The 20093-nt window shown below is 67.1% G+C and carries 19 protein-coding genes; 8 read left to right on the top strand and 11 right to left on the bottom strand.

What is annotated here, in order from left to right:
- Nucleotides 1–196: 196 nt before the first annotated feature.
- Nucleotides 197–1270 (bottom strand): peptide chain release factor 1, encoded by a 1074-nt coding sequence (prfA, locus tag RH91_RS05950; protein ID WP_010161686.1) that lies wholly within the window; start codon nucleotides 1268–1270, stop codon nucleotides 197–199.
- Nucleotides 1271–1436: 166 nt separating this feature from the next.
- Nucleotides 1437–2681 carry a histidine--tRNA ligase gene (gene hisS / locus RH91_RS05945; protein WP_010161685.1) on the bottom strand — a complete coding sequence of 415 codons (1245 nt, stop codon included), beginning with the start codon at nucleotides 2679–2681 and terminating at the stop codon, nucleotides 1437–1439.
- Between the two features lie 233 nt (nucleotides 2682–2914).
- On the opposite strand from hisS, the gene RH91_RS05940 reads away from it, so the two are divergent.
- The 4 genes from RH91_RS05940 (at nucleotide 2915) to ppa (ending at nucleotide 7063) form a co-directional block, all read left to right on the top strand.
- Entirely contained in the window at nucleotides 2915–3742 is an 828-nt protein-coding gene (locus RH91_RS05940; protein ID WP_010161684.1) for a sulfite exporter TauE/SafE family protein, read from the top strand.
- 44 nt (nucleotides 3743–3786) lie between these two features.
- The gene (locus tag RH91_RS05935; RefSeq protein WP_010161683.1) at nucleotides 3787–4440 is read left to right on the top strand and encodes a DUF1345 domain-containing protein; all 654 of its coding nucleotides are present in this window, start codon (nucleotides 3787–3789) and stop codon (nucleotides 4438–4440) included.
- A gap of 82 nt (nucleotides 4441–4522) precedes the next feature.
- Nucleotides 4523–6430 (top strand): M61 family metallopeptidase, encoded by a 1908-nt coding sequence (locus RH91_RS05930; RefSeq protein WP_010161682.1) that lies wholly within the window; start codon nucleotides 4523–4525, stop codon nucleotides 6428–6430.
- 60 nt (nucleotides 6431–6490) lie between these two features.
- The gene (gene ppa / locus RH91_RS05925) at nucleotides 6491–7063 is read left to right on the top strand and encodes an inorganic diphosphatase (protein WP_010161681.1); all 573 of its coding nucleotides are present in this window, start codon (nucleotides 6491–6493) and stop codon (nucleotides 7061–7063) included.
- Between the two features lie 65 nt (nucleotides 7064–7128).
- Here the strand turns inward: ppa and RH91_RS05920 are convergent, their stop codons facing one another.
- From RH91_RS05920 to ispG, 6 genes are read right to left on the bottom strand one after another with little or no spacing between them, the layout of a single operon-like run.
- Nucleotides 7129–7497, bottom strand: coding sequence for a TfoX/Sxy family protein (locus RH91_RS05920; protein WP_010161680.1), 369 nt, complete (start codon nucleotides 7495–7497; stop codon nucleotides 7129–7131).
- Nucleotides 7497–7976: a GNAT family N-acetyltransferase gene (locus tag RH91_RS05915; RefSeq protein WP_010161679.1), complete on the bottom strand. Its 480-nt coding sequence runs from the start codon at nucleotides 7974–7976 to the stop codon at nucleotides 7497–7499. Before RH91_RS05915 ends, RH91_RS05920 begins: the two co-directional genes overlap by 1 nt.
- Nucleotides 7973–8866 carry a DMT family transporter gene (locus RH91_RS05910; RefSeq protein WP_029623643.1) on the bottom strand — a complete coding sequence of 298 codons (894 nt, stop codon included), beginning with the start codon at nucleotides 8864–8866 and terminating at the stop codon, nucleotides 7973–7975. Before RH91_RS05910 ends, RH91_RS05915 begins: the two co-directional genes overlap by 4 nt.
- A 53-nt stretch (nucleotides 8867–8919) precedes the next feature.
- Entirely contained in the window at nucleotides 8920–9297 is a 378-nt protein-coding gene (locus RH91_RS05905; RefSeq protein WP_029623642.1) for a PIN domain-containing protein, read from the bottom strand.
- Nucleotides 9294–9590, bottom strand: a complete 297-nt coding sequence (locus RH91_RS05900; protein ID WP_010161676.1) for an AbrB/MazE/SpoVT family DNA-binding domain-containing protein — start codon at nucleotides 9588–9590, stop codon at nucleotides 9294–9296. The genes RH91_RS05905 and RH91_RS05900 overlap by 4 nt, the downstream gene beginning before the upstream one ends.
- Before the next feature lie 36 nt (nucleotides 9591–9626).
- Nucleotides 9627–10769 (bottom strand): flavodoxin-dependent (E)-4-hydroxy-3-methylbut-2-enyl-diphosphate synthase, encoded by a 1143-nt coding sequence (ispG, locus tag RH91_RS05895; protein WP_026046324.1) that lies wholly within the window; start codon nucleotides 10767–10769, stop codon nucleotides 9627–9629.
- A gap of 132 nt (nucleotides 10770–10901) precedes the next feature.
- Here ispG and RH91_RS05890 point away from each other — a divergent pair, with 132 nt between their 5' ends.
- Together RH91_RS05890 and RH91_RS05885 are read left to right on the top strand one after the other, a co-directional pair.
- Complete coding sequence (locus RH91_RS05890) at nucleotides 10902–12044, top strand: acyltransferase family protein (protein ID WP_010161673.1); 1143 nt, start codon at nucleotides 10902–10904, stop codon at nucleotides 12042–12044.
- On the top strand, nucleotides 12041–12967 hold the full coding sequence (locus RH91_RS05885; RefSeq protein WP_010161672.1) for an isoaspartyl peptidase/L-asparaginase family protein: 927 nt from the start codon (nucleotides 12041–12043) through the stop codon (nucleotides 12965–12967). Before RH91_RS05890 ends, RH91_RS05885 begins: the two co-directional genes overlap by 4 nt.
- 12 nt (nucleotides 12968–12979) lie before the next feature.
- Here the strand turns inward: RH91_RS05885 and RH91_RS05880 are convergent, their stop codons facing one another.
- Complete coding sequence (locus RH91_RS05880; RefSeq protein ID WP_442852539.1) at nucleotides 12980–14056, bottom strand: YeiH family protein; 1077 nt, start codon at nucleotides 14054–14056, stop codon at nucleotides 12980–12982.
- Between the two features lie 191 nt (nucleotides 14057–14247).
- Between RH91_RS05880 and RH91_RS05875 the strand changes: the two genes are divergently transcribed.
- Complete coding sequence (locus RH91_RS05875; protein ID WP_010161670.1) at nucleotides 14248–15489, top strand: MFS transporter; 1242 nt, start codon at nucleotides 14248–14250, stop codon at nucleotides 15487–15489.
- Nucleotides 15490–15865: 376 nt separating this feature from the next.
- The gene (locus RH91_RS22265; RefSeq protein WP_232283414.1) at nucleotides 15866–16036 is read left to right on the top strand and encodes a hypothetical protein; all 171 of its coding nucleotides are present in this window, start codon (nucleotides 15866–15868) and stop codon (nucleotides 16034–16036) included.
- Between the two features lie 435 nt (nucleotides 16037–16471).
- Here RH91_RS22265 and RH91_RS05870 read toward each other — a convergent pair whose 3' ends face one another.
- The gene (locus RH91_RS05870) at nucleotides 16472–18868 is read right to left on the bottom strand and encodes a TonB-dependent receptor (RefSeq protein ID WP_010161669.1); all 2397 of its coding nucleotides are present in this window, start codon (nucleotides 18866–18868) and stop codon (nucleotides 16472–16474) included.
- A 147-nt stretch (nucleotides 18869–19015) separates the two neighbouring features.
- Nucleotides 19016–20092, bottom strand: a complete 1077-nt coding sequence (locus RH91_RS05865) for a Gfo/Idh/MocA family protein (protein ID WP_010161668.1) — start codon at nucleotides 20090–20092, stop codon at nucleotides 19016–19018.
- Nucleotide 20093: the final 1 nt, after the last annotated feature.

Below are 20093 nucleotides of genomic sequence, written 5' to 3'. Positions count from 1 at the left end.
CGCGCTGCACGGCCCCACCCCAACCCCTCCCCCGAGGGGGAGGGGCTTGCGCATGGCTTCTGCTTCTCGCCCCTCCCCTTCAGGGGAGGGGTCGGGGGTGGGGGAAGCCTCGCAGAGACCACCGAGGTCGGGCGCGCTGCACGGCCCCACCCCAACCCCTCCCCCGAGGGGGAGGGGCTTTCCCCCGTTCGCCGGCTCAGCCATCCAGCGACGCCAGCCGCTCCGCTTCGTCCTGCGCGATCAACGCGCCGAGCAATTCTTCCATCTCACCCTGCAAGATCTCCGGCAACCGGTGCAGCGTCAGGTTGATCCGGTGATCGGTGACGCGCCCCTGCGGGAAATTATAGGTGCGAATCCGCTCCGACCGGTCGCCGGACCCGACCATTGATTTGCGCGCCCCCGCGCGTTCGGTGTGGAGCCGCTCGCGCTCCGCCTCGTACAGGCGCGTGCGCAGGACCTTCATCGCCTTGGCGCGGTTCTTGTGCTGCGACTTCTCGTCCTGCTGGATCACCGTCAGACCGGTCGGGATGTGAACGATACGGACCGCGGAATCGGTCGTGTTGACCGACTGCCCGCCCGGCCCCGACGACCGATAGACGTCGATCCGCAGATCCTTGTCGTCGATCTTGACGTCGACCTCCTCCGCCTCGGGCAGCACCGCGACGGTTGCCGCGGACGTGTGGATCCGCCCCTGCGCTTCGGTCGCGGGGACGCGCTGGACGCGGTGGACGCCGCTTTCGAACTTCAATTTGGCGAACACGCCCTTGCCCTCGACCGACGCGATCGCTTCCTTGAACCCGCCGCTTTCGGAACTCGAGGCGGAGATCAGCTCGACCTTCCACCCCTGCCCCTCGGCATAGCGCTGGTACATGCGGAACAGGTCGGCCGCGAACAAGGCGGCCTCGTCGCCGCCGGTGCCCGCGCGGATCTCGAGCATCGCGGCGCGTTCGTCCGCCGCGTCGCGCGGGAGCAAGGCGAGCGACAGCGCGCGCTCGGCGTCGGGGAGCGTGCCGCGGATCGCCTCGATCTCCTCGCGCGCCATCGTCTTGATCTCGGGGTCGTCATCGGCTTCCATGCCCGCGAGCACGCCAAGCTCGGCGCGCAACCGCCGCACCTCGCCCGCCGCGCGCGCGACCGGTTCGAGCTCGGCATATTCCTTCGACACCGCGACGAACCGGTCGGACGGCAGGTCGCCGGTCGCCATCAACGCGGACAGTTCGTCACGCCGCGCCTCGATCTGCGCGATCCGTTCGGGGGAGATGGAGCTCATGCGGTGCGCATACCCTTCAGCACTTCCCCGGCGACCTTCGGCACTTCCCCGGCGAAGGCCGGGGCCCAGTCGGGATGGCCGACGGAAGCGCGGACTGCCCGAGAACAATTGCCGTTCCACGACTGGGCCCCGGCCTTCGCCGGGGAAGCGAGTGAGACAAACGTCATCATGCCGCGACCAGTCGCTGCGTCAGCGTCTTCACCGTTTCATGTTCCACAACGTCCGCCGCCGCGCGCGTGCTGAACACGGGTGCATCCCCGTCGAGCCGCAGCCCGACGACGACCTTCGCCCCCATCTTCGCCGCCTTGTCGAAGCGTTTGCGTGGCGAGCCCGTCGCGACCATCTCGGCGGAGAGACCGTTCTCGCGGAACAGCTTCAGCGCGCGAAACGCCGTGGACATCGCGCCATCGTCCTCGACCGCAATCACGACATCGATCGTGTCGACCGCAGGCTCCTCCAGCAACATCGCCAGCCGCTCGATCCCGGCCGCCCAGCCGACGCCCGGCGTCTCAGGCCCGCCAAGCGACCCGACCAGCCCGTCATAGCGCCCACCAGCGAGCACGGTGCCTTGTGCGCCAAGCCGGTCGGTGACGAATTCGAACGCGGTGTGCCGGTAATAATCGAGCCCGCGCACCAGCCGCGCGTTGCGCGTCCACGCGACGCCGGCCGCATCCAGCCCCGCGGTCACCGCATCGAAAAAGCCGCGCGCCTCCACCGTCAGATAGGCATCGATATCGGGCGCAGCGTCGGCAATCGGTCGGTCTCGCGGATCCTTGGAGTCCAAGATACGCAAAGGGTTGCGTTCCAGACGCGCGACACTGTCCTCGGACAGCGAATCCTTGTGCGCGGTGAAATGCGCGACGAGCGCGTCGCGCCACGCATCGCGCGTCTCGGCGTCGCCCAGCGTGTTGAGCTGCAACGTCACGCCATCCGCGATCCCCAGCTCATGCAGCAACTGGTCCGCCAGCACGAGCAGCTCGACATCGGCGGCGGGCTCGGCCGCGCCGATCACCTCGGCGTCGATCTGGTGGAACTGGCGGAAGCGCCCCTTTTGCGGGCGTTCGTAGCGGAACACGGGCCCGTGCGTCGCGAGTTTCAAAGGGGCATATTGCTGCCACCCCTCGGTCAGATAGGCGCGCGCCAGCCCCGCGGTGAATTCGGGGCGCAGCGTCAGCGAATCACCGCCGCGATCCTCGAACGTGTACATTTCCTTCGACACGACATCGGTCGTCTCGCCGAGCGAGCGCGCGAAGACTGCGGTGCTCTCGAACACGGGGATGTCGACGCGCTGGAAGCAATATAATTTGCGGACACGATCAAACGCCTCGACCACGCGGGTGAAGCGGCGCTGCTCGTCGCCAAAGATGTCCTGCGTTCCACGGATACGCTTGGGGGTTTCGATACGGGCCATAGCCTGCGATTCTCTAGGCGAGCCCCGCGCGTTGCGCCAGATGCTTGTCGCGCCGCGGTGGATAGGGGTGCTTGACACGTTCCGCGCTGCGCCGCAGCATCCTCCGCAACGGGCGCGGTTACAGCGCCTTTTCAGCATCCGCAGGGCCACACCGATCTTTTCGGAAAGGGTTCGATGCGCCTCCTGTCCCCCCGCCCTTCGTCGCCGCCACCACACCCCGACGGTCGCGCCGCATGAGCGCGATGTTTGGCTGGGCGCCGGTCATCCTCGCGTTGCTCGCCGCCGGGCTGTTCGCCGGGTTTGCGGCGGGGCTGTTCGGGATCGGCGGGGGGTTCGTCGTGGTCCCCGCGATGATCGCACTGCTGCCGCTGCTCGGGGGCGATCCCGCCGAATATACGCATGTCGCGATCGGCACCTCCTTCGCGACGATCGTCGTCACCGCGCTTCGCTCGACGCTCGCGCACGCGCGGCGCGGCGCGGTCGACTTCACCATTCTGCGAAGCTGGGCACCGTGGATCGTGCTCGGCGTCGGGATCGGCGTGGTGCTCGCGCAGCGCATGACCGGCCAGACGCTCGCGCTGATCTTCGCGGGCGGGATCGCGCTGATGTCGATCAACTTCCTCGTCCCGAAACTCGCGCGGCGACAGGTCAGCGACACGATGCCGAGCGGAGGTGTCCGCGCCGCGATCGCCGGGTCGCTCGGGCTGTTCTCGTCGTTGCTCGGGATCGGCGGGGGGACGGTGGCGGTGATCGTGATGACGCTGTGCGGCCGCACGATCCACAAGGCGATCGCGACCGCGGCGGGGTTCGGCTTCATCATCGCGGTGCCGGGGACGATCGGCTGGGTGCTGATCGGGCTCGGCAAGCCCGGGTTGCCGGTCGGATCGCTGGGCTATGTCAACGTGCTCGGCGCGGTGGTGATCACGTCGATGTCGATCCTGACCGCGCCGCTCGGCGTCGCCGCCGCGCACGCGCTCCCCGCCGAACCGCTCAAGCGCGTGTTCGGCGTGTATCTGCTGTTCATCGCCGGCGTCATGGCGCGGCGTGCGCTGCACCTGTAACACGCGGGATTGCGGCGGCGCGAAAGCTCTGCAACACCCGCGTCATGGTTTTCGACATCGGCAACAAGGTTGCTCCGCCCCGCTTCATCCTCTTCACGTTGCTGTTCGTTGCCGGGCTGTTCGTCGCGATCCCGCCGCTCGGTTGGGGTCGTGGGACGATGGCGTCGTTCGATGTCGCGGGCGTCTTCTTCCTGGTCGCGATCCTGCCGCTGTTGCGCCGGGGCGAGGCCGGGGCGATGCGCAAGCAGGCGGCTGCGAACGATGCGAACCGCGCCGGCCTGCTCGTGCTGACCGGGCTGACGATGCTCGTCATCCTGACGTCGGTGTTCAAGGAGACGCAGGGCAAGACCAACCTGATCGGCACACTGCTGATCATCGGGACGCTGGTGGTGGCGTGGCTGTTCTCGAACACCATCTACGCGATGCATTATGCGCATCTCTTCTATTCCGACGACGAAGACGACGGAAAGGACAGCGGCGGGATCGATTTCCCCAAATGCGACGAGCCCGATTACTGGGACTTCCTCTATTTCAGCTTCACGCTGGGGATGACCTTCCAGACCTCGGACGTCGAAATCTCGTCGCGGCGGGTGCGGCGGACCGTGCTCGGGCAATGCCTTGCCGCGTTCGTCTTCAACATCGGCGTGCTCGCCTTCTCGATCAACGTGCTCGGCAGCAGCAGCAGCGGCGGCGGCTGATGGGCTGGACGCGCGCCGCCTTGCCCGCTTAAGTCACCGTAACAGCGTAATTTCCTTTCCTCCCAATGCGAAAGTCCCCTGCATGATCCGTCGCGTCGCGCTCACCGCCGTCCTGCTGTCCACCACCGCGCCGGTGCTGGCGGAGAACTCCAAGCCGCAGCCGGTGCCGATCGTCGACACGATCCCGGCCGCGCAGGACGTGCCCTTCCCCGGCACGATGACGCTCGACATCGACGCGACCGACACGACCCGCGGGATCTTCACCACGCGCGAGACGCTGACCGGGGTGCAGGCGGGGGCAATGACGTTGCTGTTCCCCAAGTGGCTGCCCGGCAACCATTCGCCGACCGGCCAGCTCGACAAGCTCGCCGCGCTGCACATCCGTGCGGGCGGCAAGGAGCTCGCGTGGACGCGCGATCCGGTCGACGTCTACGCCTATCACATCGACGTGCCCGTGGGCGTGAGCAAGCTCGACATCGACCTGCAATTCCTGTCGGCGACGAAGGAAGACCAGGGCTCGATCGTGATGACCCCCAACATGCTGCGGCTCCAGTGGAACTCGATGAGCCTGTACCCGGCGGGCTATTTCACCCGGCAGATCCCGGTGAAGGCGACGGTCAAATATCCCGCTGGGTTCACCGCCTCGTCGGGCCTGCCGTCGAAGGCGAACGGCGCGACCTATTCGTACGAGAAGACCAATTACGAAGTGCTGGTCGATTCCCCCGTCCTCGCGGGGCGCTATTACAAGCAGTGGGCGCTGAGCCCGCGCGTCAACCTCGACGTCTATGCCGACACCGCCGCCGAGCTCGCCGCGACGCCGGAGCAGATCGCCGCGCACAAGCGGCTCGTCGACCAGGCGGTCAAGCTCTACGGGTCGCAGCATTACGACACCTATGAATTCCTGCTGTCGATCTCGGACCTGATGGGCGGGATCGGGCTCGAGCATCACCGCTCGTCGGAAGACGGCGTCAAGCTCGGCTATTTCACCAAGTGGAACGACGGCCCGGGGCCGCGCAACCTGCTGCCGCACGAATATAATCACAGCTGGGACGGCAAGTTTCGCCGCGGCGCGGACCTGTGGACCCCCGATTTCCGCATGCCGATGCGCGGCAGCCTGCTGTGGGTCTATGAAGGGCAGACGCAATTCTGGGGCTATGTGCTCCAGGCGCGGTCGGGAATCGTCTCGAAACAGGACACGCTCGACGGCTATGCGATGATCCTCGCAAGCCTCGACAACCGCCCGGCGCGCACCTGGCGCGACATGGTCGACACCACGAACGATCCGGTCATCTCGCAGCGTCGTCCGAAGGGCTGGACCAGCTACCAGCGCTCGGAAGACTATTATAACGAAGGGCTGCTGGTGTGGATGGAGGTCGACTCGATCCTGCGCCGCCAGTCGGGTGGCAAGAAGTCGATCGACGATTTCGGCCGCGCCTTCTTCGGGCTGACCGATGGCGATTATGGCGAAGTCACCTACACGTTCGACGACGTCGTCAAGACGCTCCAGGCGATCCAGCCCTATGACTGGGCGGGCCTGCTGACCAAGCGCCTCACCGAAACCGGCGCGCGTGCGCCGATTACCGGGTTCGAGACCAACGGCTACAAGCTCGTCTACAGCGAGGAGCCGACGCTTACGTTCAAGAACGCCGAGTCGACCCGCAAGACGACCGACCTCACCTATTCGATCGGCGTTTCGCTCAACAAGGAGGGCGGCGTGACCGGCGTCGGCTGGGACAGCCCGGCGTTCAAGGCGGGGATCACGGTCGGCGACAGCATCGTCGCGGTCAACGGCACGAGCTATTCGGACACCGCGCTGAAAGCCGCGATCACCGCCGCCAAGACCGGCAAGGCGCCGATCACGCTGCTAATCAAGGCGAACGATACGATCGCGCCGGTCGCTCTCGAGTATCACGGTGGGCTGCGCTATCCACGGCTCGAGAAGAGCGGGACGGGCGAAGGCGGTCTGGATCGTCTGCTGATGCCCCGCTAAAGGCAGGATAGCAGGCTTACTTTTGCATTAACCCAAATCAAGTCAAGACAGGACGACTCAATGCGCATCGACATGATCCCGGTCGGGAAGAGCCCGCCGGACGACCTCAACGTCATCATCGAAGTCCCCACCGGTGGCGAGCCGGTGAAATATGAGTTCGACAAGGCAAGCGGCGCGCTGTTCGTCGACCGCATCCTCCACACGCCGATGCGCTATCCGGCGAACTATGGCTTCGTGCCGCATACGCTGTCGCCCGATGGCGATCCGCTCGACGCGCTCGTCGTCGCGCGCTCGCCGTTCATCCCGGGTTGCGTCGTCCGCGCGCGGCCGATCGCGGTGCTCAACCTGGAAGACGAAGCCGGCGGCGACGAGAAGCTCGTGTGCGTGCCGGTCGACTCGACCTTCCCCTATTATTCGAACGTCAACGAGCGCGGCGATATGCCCGAGATCGTGTTCGAGCAGATCGAGCATTTCTTCACCCACTATAAGGACCTGGAAAAGAAGAAGTGGGTCCGCGTCGGCAAGTGGGGCGACCGCGAGGAAGCGCGCAAGGTCGTGATCGAGGCGATCGAGCGGTATGAAGAGGCCAAGAAGGCAGGCGATCCGGCTCCGGGCATGGACGTCGACGCCTGACACACGCGCCCGTGCGTGCGCGCACGGGCCATATCCCCGTCACCCCGGAGAAGCCGGGGTGACGGTTATGGGCCCGGTGACTTCGCCGGCTTCTTCCGCTTCACCGGCGCACGCATTCCCGCCGCAACCCCGATCAGCGCCCAGTCGCGCAACGCATCGGCATCGTCATACACGTCATCCGGCGCGCGACGGTAGTTCATCGTGCCCGTCCGCCCTTCCCCCATGTCGTAGCTGAAGCGCGCACACCCGGCGGCATCCCAGGCCGCATCGCTTTCCGCATCCGCCTTGAACCACAGCAGATCGCCCGCGACGATCCCGAAGATCGTCCCGTCGAGATAGAGCGTTGCCCCGCCCATCATCGCGCGCTTCGTCACCCCGCCGACCGGCGCGAGCGCCTCCTCGACCCAGGCGATCAGTCCCGGGTCGACCGCCATCAGGCCTTGTCCGCGAGCGTCGCGAGCGCATCGCCGGTGACGCGGTAGACGGTCCATTCCTCCATCGGCAGCGCGCCGACCGAACGGTAGAAGGCGATCGCCTTTTCGTTCCAGTCGAGCACCGACCATTCGAACCGCGTGCACCCGCGCTCGACCGCAAGCGCGGCGAGATGCTTGAGCAACGCCTTGCCGACACCGCTGCCGCGCGCCTCGGGGGTGACGTAGAGATCCTCGAGATACAGCCCGCGCCACCCGGTCCAGGTCGAGAAATTGTGGAAGAACAGCGCCATCCCGACCGGCGTCCCGTCGAGCGACGCGATCGCCGCCTCCGCTGCGGGATGCGCACCGAACAGGGCGTCGTGGAGCAACGGCTCGGTCGCGACGACCTTGTCGGCGGCACGCTCGAATTCGGCCAGTTCGCGGACGAAATGCAGGATCAGCGCGACGTCGTCGGCGGTGGCGGGGCGAATTTCGATCATGCGGCGGCCTCGGTCTGGGGGGCGGGTGCGGCGGGGCCGCGAATGGCGAAGACGCAGCCCGCAATGATGAGGGCCGCGCCGGCAAGGGTGTAGAGCGAGACACGCTCGTCGAACACCCACCAGCCGAACAGCCCCGCCCATAGGAACGCGGTATATTCGACCGGGGCGAGCACTTGCGCCTCGGCATGGCTGTATGCCCAGGCGAGCGCCATCGCCGAAATCGACCCGAGCACCGCGGCGCCACCGATCGCGGGGAGTTGCGCCACGTTCGGGACCTCGGCGAACCACCAGGCTCCCACGAGCAACAGGGCGGTGAGCACGATGCTCGTGAAAAGCGCAACCTCGAGCGGATCGGCGACCTGCGCCTGTTGCCGCAGCAGGATCAGCGAATAGGCGTAGAAGATCGACGCCGCGAAGATCGCGACCGAGCCGAGCACATGGGCGGTCGAGGCATGCCCCTGCACCTCCCCCGCCGCGATCGCGAGCACGCCGAGGCTTGCGATCACCGAGCCGAGGATCGCCGCACGCCGGATCGTCTCGCCGAGCAGGACCGCGGCGAAGAACAGCGCGATCAGCGGCGCGAGAAAAGTCAGCGCGACCCCCTGCGCCATCGGGACGCGGACGAGCCCCCAGAAGAACAGCAGGACCGAAATCCCCCCGGTCGCCCCACGCAGCGCATGGAGCTTCAACGCCGCCCGCCCCGGGAAGGCCCGCCGCCTGAGCAGGAACACCGTGCCGAGCAGCATGACCCCGACGAAGGAGCGCCACAGCACCGCGCTATACGCGCCGCTGGTGATGCTGAGGCCCTTCATCAGGACGTCCATCGCCGAATAGGTGCCGATACCGATCGCGGCGACCGAGAAGGCGTGAGAGGAGGAAACAGGCCGCATCGCTGCCCCATAGTGAGGAGCGCCGCCCACGTCACGCGTAACGCAGAAGCGCGTTACCGGATCATGCGGATATCGACTCCGATATCGAGGTCGACCCAGGCGCGATCTGCAGAAACGACCGGCAGCGCACAGGAAAGTGCGAGAGACAGACAGGCGCGATCGGCAAACGAATCATTCTTGCCGACTTGGGGCTTGAGATCAGCCGCCAGGCGCGCCTGATGCTGATCGAACGGAACAATGTCGATCTTCAGTTCGGCCAGTGTCGGCAGTACCGCGTCGCAAGTGCCGGTCCTGCGGGCGATCTTCTCCAGAATTTCGGTCAGATTGACTGCGGAAAGCCGTGCGCCGCGCGCCGAGGCGGCAGCCACGTCCGCGCCACGTTCCCCAAAAAGGATCGCAAGCACCGCGGATGCATCCATAACCACGCTCATTGCGCCTGGTGCGTCCGCATCCAATCTTCCAGATCGGCCTCTTCGCGCGCGGCTTCCGCCCGCCGTTCCGCGATCAGTTCATCGACCATGCTGCCGCTATAGTCGGGTGGCAACATCGCGCGAAACGTACGCTGCACCTCTTTGACGATCTGCGCGTAGGTCTTGACGATCAAGCCGCCATCCTCCGCCCGTTCGATCACCAGCGAGTCGCCTTCCTTGATCCCCAATTCCGCAAGGAGTTCCGGAGGGATGGCAATCGTACCGCCAGCGATCACTTTGGCATGATAGGTCATGTCAGGCCTCCCGAGACCTGACATGTACCACAGGACCTATTCCGCCGCCACGGGCACCGGTGCAGCCGCGGCCAGCGCCGCCTCATGCGCCTCGATCGACGCGGCCTTGTCCTCGACCAGCTTGACGATGTGTTCGAGCATGTCCTCGCTGTTGACCGTGTGGTCGGTCACGCCCGACAGATACACCATGTGCTTGCCGTTGCCGCCACCGGTCAGCCCGATGTCGGTCTCGCGCGCCTCGCCGGGGCCGTTGACGACGCAGCCGAGCACCGACAGCGACATCGGCGTGCGGATATGCTGGAGCCGCTCTTCCAAAGCCTGCACGGTGCGGATCACGTCGAACCCCTGCCGCGCGCACGACGGGCACGACACGACTCGCACGCCGCGGTTGCGGATGCCGAGTGACTTGAGGATCTCGAACCCGACGCGGACTTCGTCCTCGGGCTCAGCCGAAAGCGAGACGCGGATCGTGTCGCCGATCCCGGCCCACAACAGCGAGCCGATCCCGATCGACGACTTGACCGTCCCGCCGACGAATCCACCGGCCTCGGTAATGCCCAAGTGCAGCGGGCAATCGACCTGCTCCGCCAGCTGATGATAGGCGGCGACCGCGAGGAAGAAGTCGGACGCCTTCACCGCGACCTTGAACTCGTGGAAATCATGGTCCTGCAGGATCTTGATGTGATCCATCGCCGATTCGACCAAAGCATCCGGGCACGGCTCGCCGTATTTTTCGAGCAGATGCTTCTCGAGGCTGCCGCCGTTGACGCCGATCCGGATCGCACAGCCGTTCGACTTGGCGGCGTCGATCACTTCGCGCACGCGAGACGCCGAGCCGATATTGCCCGGGTTGATCCGCAGGCACGCCGCGCCCGCGTCTGCGGCTTCGAGCGCGCGCTTGTAGTGGAAATGGATGTCCGCGATGATCGGCACGCGGCTCGCGCGGACGATCTGCTTCAGCGCGGCGGTGCTCTCGACGTCGGGGCAGGAGACGCGGATCAGGTCGACGCCAGCGTCCTCGCAGCGGCGGATCTGGTCGATCGTCGCGCGCGGGTCGCTGGTCGGCGTGTTGGTCATTGTCTGGACGGTGACGGGCGCGTCGCCGCCGACCGGCACGTTGCCGACCATGATCTGGCGGGACTGACGGCGCATGATATCGCGCCACGGACGTAGGGACATGGGGAGAATTTCCTTCGCTGCGGGGCCGATATAGCGTCTCGATCGCCGAACGGGAACCTTTTGCCGCGCGAAAGCGTGGGCACTCGCCCGGTCGCGCTGGCCAAAGCGCGATCATCGGCTAAGGGAAGCGCGATGGAACGGCATTATGGTCTGGACTGGCTGCGAATCGGCGCGTTCGGCCTGCTCATCTTCTACCATATCGGCATGGTGTTCGTCCCTTGGGGCTATCACGCCAAGACCGCGCACCCGATCCCCTGGGTGGTGGTGCCGATGCTCGCACTCAACAGCTGGCGGTTGCTGCTGCTGTTCGTCGTCTCGGGCTATGCCAGCCGCGCGTTGCTGGCGCGCGGGCACGGCGCGGGCCGGTTCGCGCGCAACCGGACGTGGCGGCTGCTGCTCCCATTGCTGTTCGGGGTGCTGGTCGTCGTGCCGATCCAGCCGTGGATCGAGCTGACGACGCAGCGCGGCTACGCCCACGACTTCGGCTATTTCCTGCTCCACGACTATTTCCGCTTCGCGCGCGTGCGTGGGCTGCCGCTGCCGACGTGGCAGCATCTGTGGTTCGTCGGCTATCTCTGGCTGTACACGATGCTGCTGGTGGTAGGCGTCGCGCTGGTCGGGCGGCGGAGCCTGCAGCCGCTGTTCGACCGGGTGTTCGGCACGGTGCTGGTGTGGCTGCTGCCGATGGCGTGGCTGGTGCTGGTCAGCGCGTGGCTGTTCCCCGGAATCGGGCCGACCAACGACCTCGTCCGCGACAGCGTGTCGCATGCGCAATATCTTCCCGGCTTCCTGTTCGGCTTCGCGCTTGCCGGCTCGCCCGCGGCACTTGCGGCGATCCATCGCTGGTGGCCCGCGGCTCTGATCGTCGCGGTCGCAAGCTACGCGGTCGCCGCCGCGATCGAGCTGCGCTGGCCGGGCGGAAGCATGCCCGGCTGGCCCTATGGCACGCTGTTCGCGGTGTCGCGCGCGGTCCAGGGGTGGAGCATGGTCGTCGCGCTGATCGCGCTGGCCGACCGCTTCCTCAATTTCGACCGGCGCTGGCGGCGGACGCTGACCGAGGCGGTGTTTCCCTTCTACATCATCCACCAGACGATCATCGTCGGGGTCGAGGGCGCATTGCTGCCATTCGCCTTGTCGCCGCTCGCCGAATTCGCGGTGCTCGTCGTCGCGACGATCGGTGGCTGCTGGCTGTTTTACCTGATCGGGCGCGAGATCGGCTGGCTGCGGCCGCTGATCGGGCTGCGTCCCTTCCCGCACAAGGAACACACGACATGAGCTGGACCCTGATGCTCCACGGCGGTGCCGGGCAAATGACGCCCGCGACGCTCACCCCCGCGCAGGTCGAGGGGGCGACCGAGGCGCTCGGTCGCGCGCTCGATGCGGGGGCAGCGGTGCTGGCAGGCGACGGCAGCGCGCTCGACGCGGTCGAGGCGGCGGTGCGCGTGCTGGAAGACGATCCGCACTTCAATTCCGGCCGCGGTGCCGCGCTGACGCACGACGGGATCGCCGAGCTGGACGCCGCGATCATGGACGGGCGCGACCGCAACGCCGGGTCGGTCGCCGGCGTCACCGCGACGCGGCATCCCGTGTCCCTGGCGCGCGCGGTGATGGCGCACAGCCCGCATGTGCTGCTGAGCGGCGCGGGCGCAGACACGTTCGCGCGCGAACAGGGTTGCGAGGCGGCGACGCAGGACTGGCTCGTCCTCCCCGAACGCCGCGCGCAACTCGAGGAAATGCTCGCGGGCGGCGGCGCGTTCGACGTCGACATGAAATACGGCACGGTCGGCGCGGTCGCGTGCGATTCGCACGGCCATGTCGCCGCCGCGACTTCGACCGGGGGCGTCACGGGCAAGCGCTGGGGCCGGATCGGCGATTCGCCGCTGATCGGCGCGGGCACCTATGCCGATGATCGCGCGGGCGCGGTGTCGTGCACAGGGTCGGGCGAATTCTTCATCCGCGTCGGCGTCGCGCACGAAATCTGCGCGCGCGCGCGGATCGGCGGCATGCCGGTGACCGAAGCGGCCCGGGCCGTGCTCGACGAAGTGCGCGCGATGGGCGGGACCGGCGGGGTGATCGTCGCGGCGCCCGATGGCACCGCGGCATGGCATTTCACCACCCCCGGCCTGTACCGCGCGCGGCTGTCGTCGGAAGGCGGGCGCGAGATCGGGGTGTTCGGCGAGTCGCCAGGGGCCGCGTAAGCCGCCCGCTCCCTACCCGATCAGGAACACCGCCGACCCGAGGGAGAGCGCAAACGCCGCCAGCGTCGCGATCAGGATCACCAGCAACGGCTTGGGCCCGGCCTCGAGCAATTGCGCGAGCGGCGAGCGGATCGCGGTCGCGGTCACTGCGGCGGCAAGCATCGCCGCCGCCGCCTTTTCCGCGCCGGTCGCGACGATCGGCGGGATCACGCCGAACGAGTTGATGCCCGCCAGTACGAAGAATCCGACCACGAACCACGGCACCCCCGGCCCCTTCGCCTTGCCCGCCCCGCCGTTCGGGTCGAACCGCGACAGCCCCACCGCGACCACCGCCAGCACGGGGGCGAGCAGCGCGACGCGCGTCAGCTTGACGATCGCGGCGATCCCGCCAGCGCCGTCGCTGTAGGAATAGCCCGCGCCCAGCGCCTGCGCGACGTCATGGATCGCCGCACCGAGCAGGAACCCCGCCTTCAGGTCGCTCATGTGGAGCGCATGCGCGACCAGCGGGTAGAGCATCATCGCCGACGCGCTCATCGCGGAGATGCCGACCAGCACCAGCGTCAGTTGTGCCTGCGTCGTGCGCTTCTCGCCAAGCGTCGTCGCCAGCGCCATTGCGGCGCTCGCACCGCAGATCGCGACCGACCCGCCCGCGAGCAACCCGAACGCGGTATCGAAGCCGAACCGCCGCGCCGCGAACACCCCCACCGCCATCGTCAGCGCGACGATCCCGACGACGCTCAGCAACGCGACCGGCCCGAGCGCGACGATCTGCCCGAAGGTGATCCGTACGCCGACCAGCACGATCCCCCAGCGCAGCAGCGAGCGCGACGCGAACGCCAGCCCCGGGGTCAGCCGCGAATCCGCGCTGAGGAAGTTGAGCGCGAGCCCGATCAGCAACGCCATCAGCGTCAGTGGCACGCCGTAATGATCCGACAGGAACCCCGCGGCGAGCGTCCCCATCACGACCACCACCAGCCCCGGCGCATACCCCCGCCAGTCGCGTTTCGGCGTTGCGGAGACGTCGCCGTACAGGTCGCCGTAGAGATCGGCCGCCATCGGCAGCGGACGGTTCGGTTGCCTGGATGCCATCGCGCTTCACCGACCCTTTTTGCGTCACCCCGGGCTTGTCCCGGGGTTCACCGTGCCGCACACCGCACCTTCATGTCTTGGAGCGCGGCAGCCCCCGGGACAAGACCGGACGACGGAATGCGATCGGGTCTAGCCGAACGCAGCGATATCTGACAACGCTGTCTCAAGAAAAAGACAGGAGTGGAGCGCATATGGCAATGCGAGGCGGCGCAGCCCGGTGGATCATCGTCGCGATGGTGTTCGTCGCGGTCATGCTCAACTATGTCGACCGGCAGATCCTCGCGCTGCTGAAACCCACGCTCGAGGCGCAGTTCCGCTGGTCGGACCAGGACTATGCCAACATGGGCACCGCCTTCCAGATCGCGACCGCGTTCGCGTTCCTCGGCACCGGCTGGTTCCTCGACCGCGTCGGCCTGCGGATCGGGTTCGCGCTCGGAGTGCTGGTGTGGAGCCTCGCTGGGATGGCGCACGCCTTCGCCACCACCGTCCCCGCCTTCTTCGCCGCGCGGATCCTGCTCGGGATCGCGGAATCGGTCGGCACGCCCGCCGCGGTCAAGTCGGCGGCGACCTATTTCAACCACAAGGACCGCCAGATCGCGCTCGGGATCGGCAATACCGCGCCCAATATCGGCGCGATCGTCACGCCTTTGTTCATTCCGGCATTGGCGCTCGCGTTCGGGTGGCAGGCGGCGTTCCTCGTCGCGGGCGGGCTCGGGCTGATCTGGGTCGTCGTGTGGTTCTCGATCCGCGTCCAGCCGGTCGCGCTCGACGCGGTCGCGCCCGCCCCCGTGCCGTGGCTGAAAGTGCTGTGGACGCGCGGTACGCTCGCAATCGCGATCGCCAAGGTGCTGTCGGATCAGGTGTGGTTCTTCATGCTGCTGTGGCTGCCCGATCTGTTCCACCGGCTGTTCGGGATGGAACAGGGCAAGCTCGGGATGCCGGTGGCGCTGGTCTATGTGCTCGCGGCGTGCGGCGCGCTGACCGGCGGGTTCCTCCCCTCGCGGCTGATGGCGGCGGGGTGGAGCGTGAACCGCGCACGCAAGGTCACGATGCTCGGCTATGCGCTGCTCGTGCTGCCGGTGGTGTTCGTCCAGAGCGTGTCGAGCCCGTGGTCGGCGGCGTTGCTGCTGGGCCTCGTGCTGTTCGCGCACCAGGGGTTCTCGACCAACGTGTTCGGGGTGGTGACCGACATTACCCCCGCGCGCTCGGTCGGCAGCCGGATCGGGATCGCGGCGTTCTGCGGGAACCTCTGCTCGATCGGGATGATCCAGTTCCAGGCCTATGCGCTCGCGCACGGCTGGGGGTACGGGCCGGCGCTGGCGATCTGCGCGGGGTCGTATCTGACTGCGTTGCTCGCGATTCATTTGCTGATCCCGCGGATCGTGCCGATCGACGAACGCGAACGCGGGGACGGGCTGGTGGTCGCGCATTAAGGGGGGGACCGGTTGCATGCCTCGCCCCCACCGTCCCAACCTCACCCCCACCGTTCGTCCTGAGTAGCGACCGAGTAGCCCCTCTTCGGGGCGTATCGAGGGCGCGTATCGAAGGACCGTCACGCGCGGCAACCTGTCCTTCGATACCCGCCCTCGATACGGCTTCGCCTACTCGGTCGCTACTCAGGACGAACGGTGGGAGGTGAGAGGCCTCAGCTAAAGGGGGCAGGCCCACCCATACCTCAGAACGTCGCCCGCCCGGTCACGCCGAAATACCGGTCCGCATCGCGCGGGATCTGGTAGCGATACGCCCGCGCGCTCGGTCGGCAGCGGGATCGGGATCGCGGCGTTCTGCGGCAATCTGTGCTCGATCGGAATGATCCAGTTCCAGGCCTATGCGCTCGCGCATGGCTGGGGGTACCGGCCGGCGCTGGCGATCTGCGCAGGGTCGTATCTGGCGGCGTTGCTCGCGATTCATTTGCTGATCCCGCGGATCGTGCCGATCGACGAACGCGAACGCGGGGACGGGCTGGTGGTCGCGCATTAAGGGGGGGACCGGTTGCATGCCTCGCCCCCACCGTCCCAACCTCACCCCCACCGTTCGTCCTGAGTAGCGACCGAGTAGCCCCTCTTCGGGGCGTATCGAGGGCGCGTATCGAAGGACCGTCACGCGCGGCAACCTGTCCTTCGATACGCGCCCTCGCTACGGCTTCGCCTACTCGGTCACTACTCAGGACGAACGGTGGGAGGTGCGAGGCCGCCGTGGAACCGGGGCCACGCCTGTAACCCGGACTCCCGCCTGCGCGGTAGAACAAGGCGCAGAACCGCTAATCCTCCCCGGCACGGGGAGGGGGACCATGAGCATTTAGCGAATGGTGGAGGGGTTCTCGCCACACGCGTTCCGCTCGCGGAGAGCCCCCCTCCACCACCAGCCTGAAGAAGGCTGGCGGTCCCCCTCCCCGTCCCGGGGAGGATCTAGCATTCAGAACGTCACCCGCCCGGTCACGCCGAAATACCGGTCCGCATCGCGCGGGATCTGGTAGCGATACGCCTGCCCCGGCCCGCCGTTGATGATCGACGCGGCGAAGCTCTGGTCGAACAGGTTCCGCACCTGGAAGGTCAGCTTGTAGTGATCGTCCGGCGTGGCCAGCCCGACGCTCAGATTGACCAACCCGTACGCCCCGATCGTCCCCAGCCGCCGCTGCACCGCGTCCGCCGAGAACAGCCCGAGCTCGCTGCTCTGATACGACCCCTGCGCGCCGAGGAAGATATCCGCGACCCCGCCGGTCCGCACCCGATAATCCGCGCTGAGGTTGCCCTTCCACTTGGGCGCAAAGCCGAGCGGCGTCCCCGCGGGCACCACCGCCGCGCCAAGCGGCGCGTTGAACCGATCGACATGCGCATCGGTATAGGCGACGCCGCCGGTGAAGTTCAGGTCGCGGATCGGCCGGAACGTCGCGTCGAGCTCGCCGCCGCGCGTCGACACGTCGCCCGCGTTGGTGAAGCGCGTGACCACCACGCCCGCCACCAGATCCGGGTTGTTCGCCTGGAAGTTGCGGTATTTGGCATAATAAGCCGCGAGGTTGAGTGTCAGCTTGCCGTCGAGGAAAGTGTTCTTGAGGCCCAGCTCGTACGAATCGGACGTCTCGGGTGCGATCGTGTTCGTGCCCGTAGCGGTCAGATTGTAGAAGACGTTGAACGCCGGCCCCTTATAGCCGCGCGCGAAGGTCGCATACGCCGTCGACCCGTGGCTGATGTCATATTGCACGCCCGCCTTGCCCGACAGATTCTCGTTGGTCGCCTTGGCCCGGAACGGGATGCCGTTCGAGACGCCGCCGCCGAGACCATTGTTGTACACGCCCTGGTCGAAATTGCCGTTGATCCCCGGCCCGGCCAGCGCGGTCACGCGCGAATGGAACACGTCGAGCTGGTCGACCGTGTAGCGCAGGCCACCGATCAGCCGGAATCGCTCCGCAAGATTGAGCGTGCCCTGGCCGAACAGCGCCATGTTCTTGAACACCGAGCCGAAATCGGCGGTGCCCGTTGGCGAGGTCGTGCGCGGCGCGCCCGCGCTGCCGCACGGCACCAGCGGGTTGGGGGTCGTGCCCGGCGTCGTGTTGCAGACCACGTCGTTGCGCGTGAAGATGCGCTCGCTCGCCGCGCGCGAATAATAGGCGCCCAGCACATAGGTCAGGAACTGGTGGCCCGGCGACGTCAGCCGCAATTCCTGGCTGAACGTATCGCCGGTCTGCGGCCCGAAATCGTGGAGCTGGTTGAACCCGACATAGGCGCCGGGGAGGAAATCGCCGTCGCGGATCTCGGTATTCTTGTAGTTGCGATAGGCGGTGATCGAGGTGACGGTCTGCGTCCCCGCGCTGATGTCCGCCTGGAGCGAAAAGCCGTAACCGGTCTCCTTGGTCCGCGTGACGAGATCCTGCGCGATCGAGCGCGTATCCGCGCCGCGCGGGGTCGGCAGCACGCCCGACGACGGGTTGGCGACGACCGCGCCGGTCGCGGGGTTGATCGGCCCGGTCGCGATTACTTCGCCGCAGCAATCGTCATCATTGTGGTGATAATCCGCGATGAACGCGAGCTTCACGTTCGGCCCGGCATCCGCGTCGACCTGCAACCGGCCGCCATAATGTTCGAACCCGTTGACGAGTTTGTTGACCGCGGTGTTGCGGATGTTGCCGTCGTAATTGGTGTAGAAACCCGTCAGCCGCGACCGCACGCTGTCCCCCAGCGGCACGTTGATCGCCGCGCGACCGCGATATTCGCTGTCGGTGAAGAACCCCGCCTCGACATAGCCGCCGAAGGTCCGGGTCGGCTTCTTGGAGATGATGTTGATCACGCCCGCGCTCGCGTTCTTGCCGAACAGCGTGCCCTGCGGTCCGCGCAGCACCTCGATCTGGTCGACGTCGACCAGATCGCCGAACGCCTCGCCCGCGCGCGCGAAGACAACGCCGTCGACGACGGTCGAAATCGACGGTTCACCCGCGATCGAGAAGGTCGACGTCCCCACCCCGCGCAGGAACAGCGACTGGTTGAGCGTCGTCCCCGACTTGAGGAAATTGAGCGTGGGAACGAGATATTGCGCGCCCTCGAGGCTGACCTTCCCCTGGCTCGCGAGCGCGTCGCCCGAAATGACGCTGACCGCGACCGGCACGTCCTGCAGCCGTTCGGAGCGCTTCTGCGCGGTCACGATGATGTCGCCGGGGGGCGCTTCGTCGGGGGCATTCGGAACGGGCGCGGTCGATTCGGCGACCGGCGCGGGCTTCTGGTCCGGCGCGGGGGCGGCGGTCTGCGCCCAGAGCGGCGTCGCGGCGAACAGCGCGAAGCCGGCGGCCCCCGCGAGATAACGTCCCTTGGTCATCATCATTCCCTCCCGTGTGCGATATTCCCACTTCTTTGGTGGGTATTGATCTTTTGCGGTCCCGGACACCGCTGTCAGTCTTGCCCGGCGTAAAGCTGCGCTTGTCGCGCCCTGCCCGCCCGAAACGAACGGAAGGAAAGCGGGATCAAACGATCAGAACCCCAGCTCCTTCATCTCCACCACGCGCTTCTCGCGTGCGCTGATCTCCGCCGCCGTTCCGATCGCGACCGCGAGCATCCCGTCGCGCGCGGTCACCTCGACCGGCCCCGCCCCGCGCACCGCTGCGTTGAACCGCTGATGCTCGTAGAAGGTCGAGCCGTGATGGCTCCCCGCATCGAGCGCGGCCTGATCGACCTCGACCACGCGCCGCGTCGCCTGTTTGGGATTACGGAACCCGACACGCGGCGAATGGACCAGCGCGCCTTCCGGAATCAGCACGTCGAGCCGCGCCGTGTCGCCGACCGCGGTAATCTCCTCCTGGTTTTCCGCGCCATCCGCGAACATCGACAGGTCGAGCATCGCGCGCACACCGTTGGCGAAATCGACGGTGGTGTAGCTGTTGTCGATGATGTCGGGCCGCTCGCCGCCGTAGGTTTCATCGACATGGTTCACGTCCATCGCACCCGAGCAATAGACGCGCACCGCTTCGCTCTGCGTAATCAGCCGCATCAGGTCGAAGAAATGGCAGCATTTCTCGACCATCGTCCCGCCGGTGTTGCGGTTGAAGCGGTTCCAGTCCGCGACCTTGACGAGGAACGGGAAACGATGCTCGCGGATCGACAGCATCTGCAGCCGGCCGATCGATCCTTTGCGGATCTCGTCAATGAACGCCGCGGCGGGCGGCATGTAGCGATATTCCATCGCGGTCCAGAACACGCGGTCGCTGCGGTCTGCGCGCTCCACGATCCAGCGGCAGTCGTCCAGCGTCGTTGCGAGCGGCTTTTCGCACAGGATGTGGAGGCCGGCGTCGAACAAGGGTTCGAGCACGCTGCGATGCGTATAGTTCGGGCTGGAGACGATCACCGCATCGCACAGGCCGCTGCTGGCAAGCGCCTCGACCGAGTCGAACGCGGTCGCCTCGCCCGCACGGTCGCCCAGTGCGTCGCGCGCCCAGCCGAGCGAGCCTTCCGCCGGATCGGCCAGCGCGGTCACCACCGCGCCCGGCGTGATCGCGAGGTTGGTGATATGCTCCACCCCCATCATGCCGGTGCCGACCAGCCCGTAACGCACT

The sequence above is a fragment of the Sphingomonas sp. PAMC 26617 genome, assembly GCF_000242835.1.
Taxonomy (GTDB): Bacteria; Pseudomonadota; Alphaproteobacteria; order Sphingomonadales; family Sphingomonadaceae; genus Sphingomonas.
Note: the sequence above shows the minus strand (reverse complement) of the source record. Positions and strands in the feature narration are given on the sequence as shown.